The sequence below is a fragment of the Serratia sp. CY37869 genome, from assembly GCF_052168895.1.
Taxonomy (GTDB): domain Bacteria; phylum Pseudomonadota; class Gammaproteobacteria; order Enterobacterales; family Enterobacteriaceae; genus Serratia; species Serratia ureilytica.
In genome coordinates, this window is record NZ_JBJNLU010000002.1 from 1,054,042 (window position 1) to 1,065,996 (window position 11,955).

The window sequence follows — 11,955 nt, forward strand, 5'->3', positions numbered from 1 at the left end:
CCGGTGAAAAAAGGGAACTGTGATAGACTGCGGCCGATGCGTTGTTCACTCGCGAAACAACCCCTTTCTCAGAGTCAATGTCGTGAAGCTCTCTTCCTACTTTCGCCTGGCCTGCGTGACGGCCGGCGTGATGGCCCTAACCGGCTGCGGCAGCATCATCAGCCGCACCGTGCCCGGCGCCGGGCACGGTCATCAGTATTATCCCGGCGTGCAGTGGGATCTGCGCGATACGCCCTGGCGCTACGTCACGGTGATAGACGTGCCGCTGTCGATGGTGGTGGACACCTTTATGCTGCCGTTCGATGCGCAGCATGGCCCCTACGAGTAACTTCGTTCAGCGGGTGGCGAACACCACCAGCTGATAGCCTTTCTGCCCGCAATGGAAAGGTGCCAGCGCCGTCATCCCCAGCCCTTGCACGTGAGCGGCCAACGAATGCGGATTGTCGTCGTCGATAAACAGTGCGCCCACGTCGTAATCATGGCGGGTGTGCGCTTTGACTGCGGCGTAGAGGCGCTTTAATACGCCTTTGCCGCGCCAGGCCATGCCGAGGCAGACCGGGCCGTAGAGAAATACCCGCTGCTCACGCAGCGGCCGTCCGGCGAATGAGTGCGTGGCGAGCGTCGCCAGCATCGCATCCACCACCGGCGGCCGCGGCTGCGCGTCGGCGGGCATCAGGCAAACGAACCCCGCCAGTTGGCCCTCCTGTTCCGCCACCCATATGCCGATGCCGCGGTTGATCGCCGTCAGCTGCGCTTCATTCATGCGCGATACGATAAATCCCTGCCGTTTTTGGCGCTCATCGAGCGCTTCCGGCACGTTTTCCGCCTGCAGCTGCAAAATGGCGGGGTAGTCGGTGGGGCGGGCCTGGCGAATGTTCATGCTGCCTCCTTGGCGTTCAAAGCGTCGTGCGGGTTAACGTTCATCCCACTCATCGGCGGCGGCCTGGCCTTCTTCGGTATCCAACGGCGGCTCGAGCTGGAAGTCGCCTTCCTCCCATTCGTACAGGGTGTTTTCGTCTATCCACTCGGCGGTGATTTCCACCTCGTCGTAGTCACCGTCGAAGATCGCCTGCGCCGCCGCACCGCTGCGCAGCGTCAGGCATTCCACCGCCTCGCCTTCTTCTTCGAAGAACTCCGCTTGCCACATCGTGTCGCCATCCTGCATCACATACTTTTGCAGATTGAACTGCTGCGGCACCGGCGGTTCATCGCCGCTGCTGCCTTCGGCGGTGTCGATAAACTCTTCGCGTGCGGCCTCGATGGCTTCTTCCAGGGTTGCATACAGGCTCATGTTCGCCTCCGTTGACAATGAGAGTAGAGCGCCCGGCGTACTGCCGGTGCGGTGGGAGAAACGTCAAAACTAATTGTTGTCTCACTGGCGCAGGATGCAAATTTTTTTGTTGTCCGCTTTGCGACGACGGTTGTCCGCAAAGCGGGAGAAGCAGGCGCGGAGGCGGGAAATAATGACGGTATCGTTCACTCAGGCATCAGGAGAAGCCCATGTTAATCGACCCTTCAAGCAAATACCGACCGTTCCCGCCGGTGACGTTACCGGATCGCCAGTGGCCTTCGCGTACCCTGCGACAGGCGCCGCGCTGGTGTTCCAGCGATCTGCGCGACGGCAACCAGGCGCTGGCGGAGCCCATGGATAACGCGCGCAAGCGCGAGTTCTATCAGCTGCTGTTGCAGTGCGGTTTCAAAGAGATCGAGGTGGCTTTCCCTTCGGCGTCGCAAACGGACTTCGACTTTGTGCGTGCCCTGATCGACGAGCGGCTGATCCCGGACGATGTCACCATTCAGGTGCTGACGCAGTCGCGCGACGATCTGATCGACCGCACCTTCGAGGCGCTGCAGGGGGCGCCGCGGGCTATCGTGCATCTGTATAACGCCACGGCGCCGATGTTTCGCGACATCGTGTTCCGCCAGGATAAGGCGGCTACCGTGGCGCTAGCGGTGAACGGCGCGCGGCGCATTCGCCGGCATTGCGAGGCGCAGCCTGATACCGTCTGGTGTTTCGAATATTCGCCGGAAACCTTCTGCTTTACCGAATTGGCGTTCGCGCTGGAGATCTGCGAAGCGGTGGCGGATGTTTGGCAACCGGGGGCACAGCGGCCGATGATCATCAACCTGCCGGCGACGGTGGAGGTGAGTACGCCCAACGTGTATGCCGATCAGATCGAATGGTTCTGTCGCCACTTCAGCCGTCGCGCTGATGTGACGATCGGCGTGCACCCGCATAACGATCGCGGCACCGGCGTCGCCTGCGCCGAGCTGGCGCTGCTGGCCGGCGCCGATCGGGTCGAAGGCTGCCTGTTCGGCAACGGCGAGCGTACCGGCAACGTCGATCTGGTCACGTTGGCGTTGAATCTCTATACCCAGGGCGTGGCGCCGGGCCTGGACTTCAGCCGCTTGAAGCAGGTGGTGGAGGTGGTGGAACAGTGCAATCAGCTGCCGGTGCATCCTCGCCATCCTTATGCCGGCGAATTGGTGTTTACCGCCTTCTCCGGATCGCATCAGGATGCGATCAAGAAAGGCTTCGCCGCGCAACGGCAGCGGCAAGATGGCTGGTGGCAGGTGCCTTACTTGCCGCTCGATCCCGCCGATGTCGGCTGCAGCTATGAGGCGGTGATCCGGGTTAACAGCCAGTCCGGCAAAAGCGGCGCCGCCTGGCTGTTGGAGCAGAACCATGGGCTGGCGCTGCCGCGCGGTTTGCAGATTGATTTCAGCCAGGTGGTCCAGCGGGCGACCGACGGCAGCGGGAAGGAAATGAGCGGCGCACAGCTGTGGCGCTTATTCCGCGACACTTACGGGCTGGTGGAGCAGCCGCGCTTGCAGCTGTTGAGCTATCAAACGGAAAGTCACGGCGTGGAAGCGTACAGTTTCAACGCGCGAGTCGCCTGGCAGGGGGAGCCTCTGCAGCTGCAGGGGGCCGGCAACGGCCTGCTTTCCAGCGCGGTGGATGCGCTGCGCCAACGCTTCGGTTTGCCGTTGGCTATCGAAGATTACCACGAGCATACGCTGGGGCATCAGAGCGACAGCCGAGCGGTGGCTTACATTCGCTGCGTTTTGCCGCACGGCGAGGCGAGCTACGGCGTTGGCATCGACGTCGACTCCGCCAGCGCTTCGCTGCAGGCGTTGTTCAACGTCGCCGGGCGCTATCTGGCGTCAACGTCGGCGCGGCCCGGCTGAAATAGTCGCTGGGCGCTACCCCCAGCACCCGGCGAAACATGGCGCTGAACGCGCTGGGGCTGTCATAGCCGAGATCCAGCGCCACTTCCAACACCGAACGTCCGATCGCCAGCGCGTTCAGCGCCGCCAGTAAACGGGCGCGTCGCACCCAATCGCCAAAACGCAGCCCGGTTTCTCGCTGGAAGCGCCGCGACAGGGTGCGTCCGCTGACATTGAGGCGTTCGGCCGCCTGTTCCAGCGTCCAGGGCTGCGCCAGCGTGGCCTGAATATGGCGGCACAGGGCGAGCAGCGAGGCCTCGCGCGGTTCGGGCAGGTGCAGCGGCAGGCTCGGCAGCACCCGTAATTCATCCAGAATCAATTCCATGATGCGTTCGTCGCGCCCGCCGCTGGGGTAGCCGGGCGCAATCTCCATCGCGCTGATAATCAGCTCGCGCAGCAGCGGCGACACCTGCACCACCTGGCACTGAGCCGGCAGATCGGCGCGCGCCAGCGGATCGATGAACAACGTCCTGGCCGCTACCTGGCCGGTGATGCGTAGACTGTGCACCACTTTCGCCGGTACCCAGACGCCGCGGCCGGGCGGCACCACCCAACTGCCGAGCCGGGTAGTGACCTGCACCACGCCGCTCAGGCTGTGGATCAGCTGCGCGCAGTTATGGTAGTGCTCCGGCTCGCTGTCGCCATGATGATAATCCCTGGCTAACGGCCGGACAGGCTGATCGGGCGGCAGAACGTCGTGAAAAAACAGCATCGCTGGCGCCCTCCGCGCGGCAAAAGGATAAGACCAAACAGCATGCCATGCGGCGTTATTTCACGCCAGCCTGTGGCTTTGTGTGCGAATACTTTATAAAATAATATTATATAATTTTATATATTGATGGAGGAGCAATGGATATTGACGCGATGCGTAAGGCGGCGACGCAGGCCGGCACGATGCTGCGTACCCTGGGCAACGAAGATCGGCTGCTGCTGCTGTGCCGGCTCAGTCAGGGCGAGATGGCGGTAAGCGAGCTGGCGCAGGCGCTGGATATCCGCCAGCCGACGCTGTCCCAGCAGCTTGGCGTGCTGCGGGAGGAAGGGTTGGTGTCCACCCGGCGCGCCGGCAAGCAGATTTACTATGCGGTGGCCGATGCCAAAGCGCTGGCGCTGCTCCATACCCTGTATCAGCTTTATTGCCCACAACCGGAGAACCGCGATGACCATTGACTGGCAACACTTCACGCCTTATTCCGCGCTGGCGGGCGGGGCCATTATCGGCGGCGCGGTGGCGCTGCTGCTGCTGTTCAACGGCCGGATCGCCGGCATCAGCGGCATTACCGGCGGTGTATTGAGTGCCGGTGGCCAGGAGCGGGGCTGGCGCGCCGCATTTATTGGCGGGTTGCTGCTCTCTCCCTGGCTGTATGCTGCCGCTGCGGCTTTGCCGTCCGGTGAGATCGCGGTCGGCAACGGTGGGCTGGCGGCCGCAGGGCTGTTGGTGGGATTGGGCACTCGATTGGGCAGCGGTTGCACCAGCGGGCACGGCGTGTGCGGCGTCGCACGGTTGGCGCCGCGTTCGCTGGCCGCCACGGCGGTGTTTATGCTGCTGGGCTTTATGACCGTGTGGTTGATGCGCCACCTGGCGGGAGGTTGAGAATGCTTAAAACGCTGTTGGCGCTGCTGAGCGGCGTCATTTTTGGTCTGGGGCTGATCGTCGCCGGCATGGCCAATCCGGCCAAAGTGTTGGCGTTTCTCGACGTTACCGGCGCGTGGGATCCCTCGCTGGCGTTGGTGATGGCTGGTGCGATCGCGGTGGCGGCGCCGGCCTTCCTGTGGGCGAGGCGACGAGAGCGTAGCCTGTTGGGGGAAACGCTGCAGATCCCGGCCGCCGGGCGTCTGGATCGTCGTTTGCTGGCGGGCAGCGCGCTGTTCGGCATCGGCTGGGGCATCGCGGGTATTTGCCCCGGCCCAGCCTGGGTGTTGGCCGGGGCGGAGATAAGCCGGGTATGGCCGTTCCTGCTGGCAATGCTGGCGGGCATGGCGCTGTATGACGTTATCATGAGGAGGAGGACATGTCGATAGCCAAAGCGGTGTTGCGCATCGCGCGCCCGACCGATCGGTTGCAAGAGATTGCTACGCTGTATTGCCGCGGGCTGGGGTTCGAAAAGCTGGGCGAGTTTGTCGATCATCAGGGGTTCGACGGCATGATGATCGGGCATCCGCAGCATGCCTACCATCTGGAGTTCACGCAGCATCGCGGGGTACGGGTCGGGCAGGCGCCGACGCAGGATCATCTGCTGGTATTTTATCTGCCGGATGAGAACGAATGGCGGGCCGCGTGTGAGCGGATGCGGGCGGCGGGATTCTTATCGGTCGCCGCCTATAATCCCTATTGGGATCGGGCGGGGCAAACCTTTGAAGATCCTGATGGCTACCGAGTGGTATTGCAGCATCAGGCCTGGCAAGCATAAAAAAACCGGCGCATCGAGCGCCGGTTTGCGAGATAAAACGGGCTATCCGTCAGGCGTTGGTCGCCGGTTTTTGCGCGCTCTTGGACTGGGTATTTTCCAGCATGCGGCGAATCGGCACGATCAGCACGATAAGCACGGCGGCGCAGATCAGCAACGCGACTGAGCAGCGGGCGAACAGATTCGGCAGCATATCCAGTTGGTCGGCCTTGACGTGACCGCCGATCAGACCGGCTGCCAGGTTGCCCAACGCGCTGGCGCAGAACCACAGCCCCATCATCTGACCGCGCATTCTCTCCGGCGCCAGCAGCGTCATGGTGGCCAGCCCGATCGGGCTCAGGCACAGTTCACCCAGCGTCAGCATCAGGATACTGCCCACTAGCCACATCGGCAATACGCCGGCGCCGCCATTGCTCAGCACATTCTGCGCGGCCAGCATCATCAGGCCAAAACCGCCGGCGGCGCACAGGATACCGATCACGAACTTGGTGATGCTGCTCGGACGCACGTTATTGCGCGCCAGCGCAGGCCAGGCCCAGCTGAAGACCGGTGCCAGCAGGATGATGAACAGGGCGTTGATCGACTGGAACCATACCGCCGGGATCTCGAAGTCGCCGATCATGCGATTGGTGTAATCGTTGGCGAACAGGTTAAACGAGGTCGGTTTCTGTTCAAACGCTGACCAGAAGAACGCGGCGGAGATCAGCAGGATGAAGCACACCAGCAGGCGTGCGCGCTCTTTGCGGCTCAGGCCGGCAAAGGCGAACAGATAGATGAAGTACAACGTGACCGACGCGGCGATCACGTACACCAGCACGCTGGCCACCTCGACCGGATTGATGACGATAGTGCCTTGGGCGATCAGCACGATGACCGCCACCAGGATGGCCGCCAACGCCAGCAACCAGGTGCCGACGCCTTTTTTCTTCGCGACCGGGCTGTTCCAGGTGGAGTCCAGGCCCACTTCGCGGTCATAGCGTTTCATCGCCGGGACGGCGAACACCCGGAAGATCACCAACGCCACCAGCATCCCGATGCCGCCGATGCCGAAGCCCCAGTGCCAGCCGTGTGACTTGATCAGCCAGCCGGAGATCAGCGGGGCGATGAACGAACCGATGTTGATGCCCATGTAGAACAGCGAGAAACCGCCGTCGCGACGCGCATCGCCTTTCTTGTACAGCGTACCGACCATCACCGAGATACAGGTCTTGAACAGGCCGGAACCGAGCACGATGAACATCAGACCGATGAAGAACAGGTTGGTGCCCATCACTGCGGACAGCGCGATCGACAGGTGGCCGAGCGCGATCAGGATCGAACCGTACCAGACGGCCTTGCGTTGGCCGAGCCAGTTGTCCGCCAGCCAGCCGCCGGGCAGCGCCGCCAGGTACATGCTGCCGGCGAAGATGCCGACGATCGCCGACGCGTTCTCGCGCGCCAGGCCCAGGCCGCCGTCGTACACCGTGGCGGCCATAAACAGGATCAGCAGCGGACGGATGCCGTAGAACGAGAAGCGCTCCCACATTTCGGTGAAGAACAGAGAACCCAGCGGATAGGGATGGCCGAAGAAGGTCCGGCTTTCTGACTTATTGACAGAGGATTGCATAACGATTTCCCAATAAAAGGCGCTGCAAGGCTGCAGCCCGTACTGTGGTATGTATGTGTATTTAATGAAGGCGATCCGCCCAATGCGGATTACCCGACAAAACCGCGGCTGCAACGCTGATAAACCGTGGAAAGCGTGCTGACCTTTTCTTCACTTGGCCGATGGTTCACATCTGGCGTGATATTATTTAACCATTTGATAACTGGTCGTTGGTTTTGTCTAGTACCTGTATCCCATTTTTTAGACGAAAAGTCGACAAGCATCTCCTTTTCTGGTTTTTCTGTTGGTTGTGACAGGAATATGATTGACAGCGGGTTTTATGCGCTGAAAGTTAATTATTTGTTGATAAACAAGATGTTGTATTAAGAATGTTCTGAGTTAGGTGAAAATTCACCGGCGGCGAGAAAGCATTATTAAAAATAGGGGAAACGCGCCGTTGATCCGGCCAATGGCGAAAGCTGGCGATAAATGCAGCTATTACTCTTCCTGCAGCGTATCTTCCCGCATATAGCCCGGCCGTCGTCGCAGACACCACCAGGAATAGCCGGCGTTGAACAGCACCACCAGCGCGGTGACGCCGAAGACCGCGCGAAAACCGTAACCGGCGGAGACTGCGGCGCCGAGCAGCGGGCCGCTGACGTTGCCGACGTCGCGGAACGACTGGTTATAGCTGAAAATACGGCCGGCCACCTGATTGGTGCAGTTATAAATCAACAGCGTCTGTACCGCCGGCAGCAACGCGCCGTCGGCCGCCCCCAGCAGAAAACGCAGCACCCCGAGTTGCCACGGCGTTTGCACGAACGCCATCGGGATCAGCAGCAGCACCGAAACGATCAGCATGAACACCAGTATGCGTTCCGGGCCGATGCGATCGCCCAGCTTGCCCAGCCGCGGGGCGCTCATCAATGCCGCGACACCGGGCACCGAGGCGATCAGCCCGCTGATAAACGCCAGATTGTGGGTGGCGCCGGCCAAATCGCGCACATACAGCGTCAGGATCGGCGCGATCGAGCCGGTGGCGATCTGGATGATCATGGTGGTGACGAACAGGCTGAGCACCAGCTTCGGGTTTTTCAGCGAAGCGAACACCTGTTTTGCGTGCAGCATGTCGCGCTTTTGCACCGGGGTGAATTGTTCTTTGACATACAGCAGCGTCAGCACGAAGCAGACGAACAGCACCGCGGCAGTGATATAAAACACCGGGCGCAGGCCGTATAAATCGGCCAGCAGCCCCCCGATCAGCGGGCCGATCAGCGCACCGCCGACGCCGCCGGTGGACAGGGTGCCGAGCGCCCAGCCGCTGCGGTTGCGCGGCACCTGGGTGGCGATCAGCGCGTTGGCGTTGGGAATGAACCCGCCGAGCAGCCCCAGCACCGCACGCAGCGCGAGAAACTGCCAGACCGTTTGCGCCATGCCCATCAGCGCCATGACGATCGCCATACCGAGCGCCGAACGCAGCAGCATCAGTTTGCGGCCGCGTCGATCGGCCAGGGCGCCCCAGAACGGCGCGGCGATAGCGGAAAACAGGAAGGTGATGCTGAACAGCAGACCGGACCACATGTTGAGCGCCTGATGGTCGGTAACGCCCAGCGTCTCTACGTACAGCGGCAGAAACGGCATCACCAGGCTGAAGGCGGCGCCGGTGAGAAAACATCCCAGCCAGGCGACGAAAAGATTGCGTTTCCAGTTAACGGGGTCTGCTGCCGAAGCCATAAATGTCCACTGCCGAAAGGTGACGCGTTTTGCCGGTGGCGAGATGATGGGGCAAAACGTGAAAGTTAGCGTGGTAAGTATGCGCCGCAGGCGCGGCGACGGCAAACGAGGGGACGCAGATAGGGCAAAAAATGAAATAAAGTTTTAAAAATGGCGTTTAAACCTTATTCCGCGCTTGGCGCGCGGAATTTACAGCGTTTTATAGTCCGGCCAGCGCCTCGAAACCGGCGGCGGTGGTGGTGGCGCTAAAGTCGGTGACCTCGTAGTGGGCCACGGCGTTGAACGGATCTTCGGCCAGGATGGCGTCCAGCCGAGCACGCTCAATGCCTTTGGCCAGGATCACGCCGCCGGTGCGGGGATTCTTGCGGCCGGAGGCGACGAAGGTGCCGTCCTGAAAATATTTCTTAAGCCAGGCGATGTGCCCGTCAAGGTGGCTGTCGACGTCGGCGATCGGGCGATGGTAGGTCAGGCTGACAATATACATGGCGGCTCCAAGGGTGGCGACAAAAGCATTACCATCCCACCCTCGCCGGCGATTCTCAAGGGGCGCGCAATAAAAAACCCGCCGGCGGCGGGTTTGCGTGATCAGTACAGCGAAGGCTCGCCTTCCGGGCGGGTCTTGAAGCGGCGGTGCAGCCACATGTATTGGTCCGGCGCCATCAGGATCTCTTTTTCCACCACTTTATTCATGAAGGCGGCGGCGTCGAGTTCGTTGTCCAGCGGGAAGTTTTCCACCGCCGGCTGCATGATCAGCTCATAGCCTTTGCCGTCCGGCAGGCGACGCGGGGTGAACGGAATGATCGCCGGTTTGCCCATCCGCACCAGCACGTAGCTGCCGGTGGTGGTGGCGGCTTTATCCACCGCGAACAGCGGCACGAAAACGCTGCTGCGCGGGCCGTAGTCGTGATCCGGCGCATACCAGATGATATCGCCCTGTTTCAGGGCGCGGATCATGCCTTTGACGTCTTTACGATCCAGCATCGATTTGTTGGAACGCATCCGGCCCCAGGTTTGCAGCCAGTCCATCAGCTTGTTGTCGTGCGGGCGGTAAACGCCGATGCCCGGGTTGTGAATGCCGAAGATGCGCGCGCCCAGCTCCAGCGTCAAAAAGTGCAGGCCAATCAGCAACACGCCCTGATGGTTGTCGCGCGCTTTTTGAATGTGCTCCAGGCCGCTGACCTTGAACCAGCGCTCGATGCGCCAGTTCGGCCAGAACCACGCCATGCCGGTTTCAAACAACCCCATGCCGACCGATTCGAAATTCTTTACCACCAGCGCATCGCGTTCAGCCTGCGGCATGTCGGGAAAACAGAGTTCGAGGTTACGTTGGGCGATAACGACGCGCCGCTTGAGAAAGCGCATGGAAAATCGCCCGATCGAGGTGCCGAGCCAGTAGATGACGGGATAAGGCAGCAACACCAGCAGATACAGCAAGCCAATGCCTACCCAGGTCAGCCAGTAGCGCGGGTGCAGTAAGGAGCGATTGAAAGTAGGAACTTGAGTCATGGGTTCTCTGTTTTAATACGGTTGTTTAAGTGTAATGACAGAGTCATAGCATGGTCTGACGGCCGGGTGGGCTCGGTCGCTAGGTTCGTTTCTGCCGATTGTTTGCGACTATTGTGGCATTTTTCTGACGATCCGGGAAAACACAACGCATTAAAATCCCCTTTTGGGCGTTAAATATGCATCGAGTGCCGAATTTTTCCACAATATTTCCTGCCAAAAGCCCATGGCGATATCCTTATCAGGAAGGTCAATACGGTGGCATCCGGGATGAGTGCGCGATGCAGGTATGCGCACGCGAGCGCCAGGGCTGCGCGGCGGCGGTTTTTCGGGTATGATGTGCGCCGCGCGCGGGCCGGCTGGCTGCGCGCGGTAATCAGTCACCTCCCGAAAGACAGGAAAGTACACCATGCCAGTGTTACATAACCGAATTTCTAATGAGGAACTGAAGGCGCGCATGCTGGCGGAAACCGAGCCGCGCACCACAGTTTCTTTTTACAAATACTTCTCCATCGACGATCCCAAGGCGTTTCGCGACAGCCTGTACGTTCAGTTCGAAAAACTGAAGGTGTTCGGCCGCATCTACGTGGCGAAAGAGGGCATCAACGCGCAGATCAGCGTGCCGCAGCATAACTTCGACGCGTTCAAAGCCGCGCTGTTCGCCTCGCACCCGGCGTTGGATCAGGTCCGCCTGAATATCGCGCTGGAAGACGACGGCAAATCCTTCTGGGTGCTGCGCCTCAAGGTGCGCGAGCGCATCGTGGCTGACGGCATCGATGACGAGAGCTTCGATCCGAGCAACGTCGGTGAGTATCTGCAGGCCGATCGCGTCAATCAGATGATCGACGATCCGAATACGGTATTCGTCGATATGCGCAACCACTATGAGTACGAAGTCGGCCATTTCGAAAACGCCATCGAGGTGCCGTCGGATACCTTCCGCGATCAGTTGCCGATGGCGGTGGAGATGCTGCAGGACAGCAAAGACAAGAATATCGTCATGTACTGCACCGGCGGCATTCGCTGTGAAAAAGCCAGCGCCTATATGCTGCACAACGGCTTTAAAAACATCTACCACGTGGAAGGCGGGATTATCGAGTACACCCGCAAAGCGAAAGAACAGGGGTTGCCGCTGAAGTTTATCGGCAAAAACTTCGTGTTCGATGAGCGTATGGGTGAGCGCATCTCCGACGATGTGATCGCCAACTGCCACCAGTGCGGCGCACCGTGCGACACCCATACCAACTGCAAGAACGACGGCTGCCATCTGCTGTTCATTCAGTGCCCGAGCTGCGCCGCCAAGTTTGAAGGATGCTGCAGCGAGATTTGCCGCGAAGAGCTGAAGCTGCCGCGCGAAGAGCAGCGCGCGCGCCGTGCCGGCCGCGAAAACGGCGTCAAGATTTTCAATAAATCGAAAGGATTGTTGCAGACCACGATGCACATTCCGGCACCGGAAGAAGAAGGCCCAGCCCGCTGAGCCTGAGGAACCGACAAGCCCGG

General features: G+C 60.6%; 14 protein-coding genes. 7 read left to right on the forward strand and 7 right to left on the reverse strand.

All coding sequences use genetic code 11. The features are described from left to right. Positions 1-82 precede the first annotated feature (82 nt). Positions 83-328, forward strand: coding sequence for a YceK/YidQ family lipoprotein (locus tag ACJ8J1_RS15390; RefSeq protein WP_033642658.1), 246 nt, complete (start codon positions 83-85; stop codon positions 326-328). Between the two features lie 6 nt (positions 329-334). On the opposite strand, the gene ACJ8J1_RS15395 is transcribed toward ACJ8J1_RS15390, so the two are convergent. Together ACJ8J1_RS15395 and ACJ8J1_RS15400 are read right to left on the reverse strand one after the other, a co-directional pair. Next, positions 335-880: a GNAT family N-acetyltransferase gene (locus ACJ8J1_RS15395; RefSeq protein ID WP_033642659.1), complete on the reverse strand. Its 546-nt coding sequence runs from the start codon at positions 878-880 to the stop codon at positions 335-337. A gap of 33 nt (positions 881-913) precedes the next feature. After that, positions 914-1,291: a MysB family protein gene (locus ACJ8J1_RS15400; RefSeq protein WP_033642660.1), complete on the reverse strand. Its 378-nt coding sequence runs from the start codon at positions 1,289-1,291 to the stop codon at positions 914-916. A gap of 209 nt (positions 1,292-1,500) precedes the next feature. On the opposite strand from ACJ8J1_RS15400, the gene leuA reads away from it, so the two are divergent. Continuing rightward, positions 1,501-3,189, forward strand: coding sequence for a 2-isopropylmalate synthase (gene leuA / locus ACJ8J1_RS15405; protein WP_033642661.1), 1,689 nt, complete (start codon positions 1,501-1,503; stop codon positions 3,187-3,189). Here the strand turns inward: leuA and ACJ8J1_RS15410 are convergent. Then, complete coding sequence (locus tag ACJ8J1_RS15410) at positions 3,140-3,940, reverse strand: AraC family transcriptional regulator (RefSeq protein ID WP_033642662.1); 801 nt, start codon at positions 3,938-3,940, stop codon at positions 3,140-3,142. The two genes, leuA and ACJ8J1_RS15410, sit on opposite strands and share 50 nt — an antisense overlap. 137 nt (positions 3,941-4,077) lie before the next feature. On the opposite strand from ACJ8J1_RS15410, the gene ACJ8J1_RS15415 reads away from it, so the two are divergent. From ACJ8J1_RS15415 to ACJ8J1_RS15430, 4 genes are read left to right on the forward strand one after another with little or no spacing between them, the layout of a single operon-like run. Further along, complete coding sequence (locus ACJ8J1_RS15415) at positions 4,078-4,395, forward strand: ArsR/SmtB family transcription factor (RefSeq protein WP_033642663.1); 318 nt, start codon at positions 4,078-4,080, stop codon at positions 4,393-4,395. Then, positions 4,385-4,819 (forward strand): YeeE/YedE family protein, encoded by a 435-nt coding sequence (locus ACJ8J1_RS15420; protein ID WP_033642664.1) that lies wholly within the window; start codon positions 4,385-4,387, stop codon positions 4,817-4,819. The genes ACJ8J1_RS15415 and ACJ8J1_RS15420 overlap by 11 nt, the downstream gene beginning before the upstream one ends. A gap of 2 nt (positions 4,820-4,821) precedes the next feature. Continuing rightward, positions 4,822-5,247 (forward strand): YeeE/YedE family protein, encoded by a 426-nt coding sequence (locus ACJ8J1_RS15425; RefSeq protein ID WP_033642665.1) that lies wholly within the window; start codon positions 4,822-4,824, stop codon positions 5,245-5,247. Then, a complete protein-coding gene (locus ACJ8J1_RS15430; RefSeq protein ID WP_033642666.1) occupies positions 5,238-5,636 on the forward strand; it encodes a VOC family protein in 399 nt (132 codons plus the stop codon). The genes ACJ8J1_RS15425 and ACJ8J1_RS15430 overlap by 10 nt, the downstream gene beginning before the upstream one ends. A 49-nt stretch (positions 5,637-5,685) precedes the next feature. On the opposite strand, the gene ACJ8J1_RS15435 is transcribed toward ACJ8J1_RS15430, so the two are convergent. From ACJ8J1_RS15435 to ACJ8J1_RS15450, 4 genes are all read right to left on the reverse strand, one after another. Next, positions 5,686-7,239, reverse strand: coding sequence for a peptide MFS transporter (locus ACJ8J1_RS15435; protein WP_442520380.1), 1,554 nt, complete (start codon positions 7,237-7,239; stop codon positions 5,686-5,688). A gap of 477 nt (positions 7,240-7,716) precedes the next feature. Beyond that, positions 7,717-8,952 (reverse strand): multidrug efflux MFS transporter MdtG, encoded by a 1,236-nt coding sequence (gene mdtG, locus ACJ8J1_RS15440; protein WP_033642668.1) that lies wholly within the window; start codon positions 8,950-8,952, stop codon positions 7,717-7,719. Between the two features lie 199 nt (positions 8,953-9,151). After that, on the reverse strand, positions 9,152-9,436 hold the full coding sequence (locus tag ACJ8J1_RS15445) for a YciI family protein (RefSeq protein WP_033642669.1): 285 nt from the start codon (positions 9,434-9,436) through the stop codon (positions 9,152-9,154). Positions 9,437-9,537: 101 nt separating this feature from the next. Further along, a complete protein-coding gene (locus ACJ8J1_RS15450) occupies positions 9,538-10,458 on the reverse strand; it encodes a Kdo(2)-lipid IV(A) acyltransferase (RefSeq protein WP_025159951.1) in 921 nt (306 codons plus the stop codon). Positions 10,459-10,864: 406 nt separating this feature from the next. Here ACJ8J1_RS15450 and trhO point away from each other — a divergent pair, with 406 nt between their 5' ends. Next, entirely contained in the window at positions 10,865-11,932 is a 1,068-nt protein-coding gene (gene trhO, locus ACJ8J1_RS15455) for an oxygen-dependent tRNA uridine(34) hydroxylase TrhO (RefSeq protein WP_033638032.1), read from the forward strand. Positions 11,933-11,955: the final 23 nt, after the last annotated feature.

What these genes read in the sequence shown, in the direction of transcription:
- ACJ8J1_RS15395 (WP_033642659.1), bottom strand. Translation starts at nt 880, where the DNA reads ATGAACATTCGCCAGGCCCGCCCCACCGACTACCCCGCCATTTTGCAG.
- ACJ8J1_RS15400 (WP_033642660.1), bottom strand. Translation starts at nt 1,291, where the DNA reads ATGAGCCTGTATGCAACCCTGGAAGAAGCCATCGAGGCCGCACGCGAA.
- leuA (WP_033642661.1), top strand. Translation starts at nt 1,501, where the DNA reads ATGTTAATCGACCCTTCAAGCAAATACCGACCGTTCCCGCCGGTGACG.
- ACJ8J1_RS15410 (WP_033642662.1), bottom strand. Translation starts at nt 3,940, where the DNA reads ATGCTGTTTTTTCACGACGTTCTGCCGCCCGATCAGCCTGTCCGGCCG.
- ACJ8J1_RS15415 (WP_033642663.1), top strand. Translation starts at nt 4,078, where the DNA reads ATGGATATTGACGCGATGCGTAAGGCGGCGACGCAGGCCGGCACGATG.
- ACJ8J1_RS15420 (WP_033642664.1), top strand. Translation starts at nt 4,385, where the DNA reads ATGACCATTGACTGGCAACACTTCACGCCTTATTCCGCGCTGGCGGGC.
- ACJ8J1_RS15425 (WP_033642665.1), top strand. Translation starts at nt 4,822, where the DNA reads ATGCTTAAAACGCTGTTGGCGCTGCTGAGCGGCGTCATTTTTGGTCTG.
- ACJ8J1_RS15430 (WP_033642666.1), top strand. Translation starts at nt 5,238, where the DNA reads ATGTCGATAGCCAAAGCGGTGTTGCGCATCGCGCGCCCGACCGATCGG.
- ACJ8J1_RS15435 (WP_442520380.1), bottom strand. Translation starts at nt 7,239, where the DNA reads ATGCAATCCTCTGTCAATAAGTCAGAAAGCCGGACCTTCTTCGGCCAT.
- mdtG (WP_033642668.1), bottom strand. Translation starts at nt 8,952, where the DNA reads ATGGCTTCGGCAGCAGACCCCGTTAACTGGAAACGCAATCTTTTCGTC.
- ACJ8J1_RS15445 (WP_033642669.1), bottom strand. Translation starts at nt 9,436, where the DNA reads ATGTATATTGTCAGCCTGACCTACCATCGCCCGATCGCCGACGTCGAC.
- ACJ8J1_RS15450 (WP_025159951.1), bottom strand. Translation starts at nt 10,458, where the DNA reads ATGACTCAAGTTCCTACTTTCAATCGCTCCTTACTGCACCCGCGCTAC.
- trhO (WP_033638032.1), top strand. Translation starts at nt 10,865, where the DNA reads ATGCCAGTGTTACATAACCGAATTTCTAATGAGGAACTGAAGGCGCGC.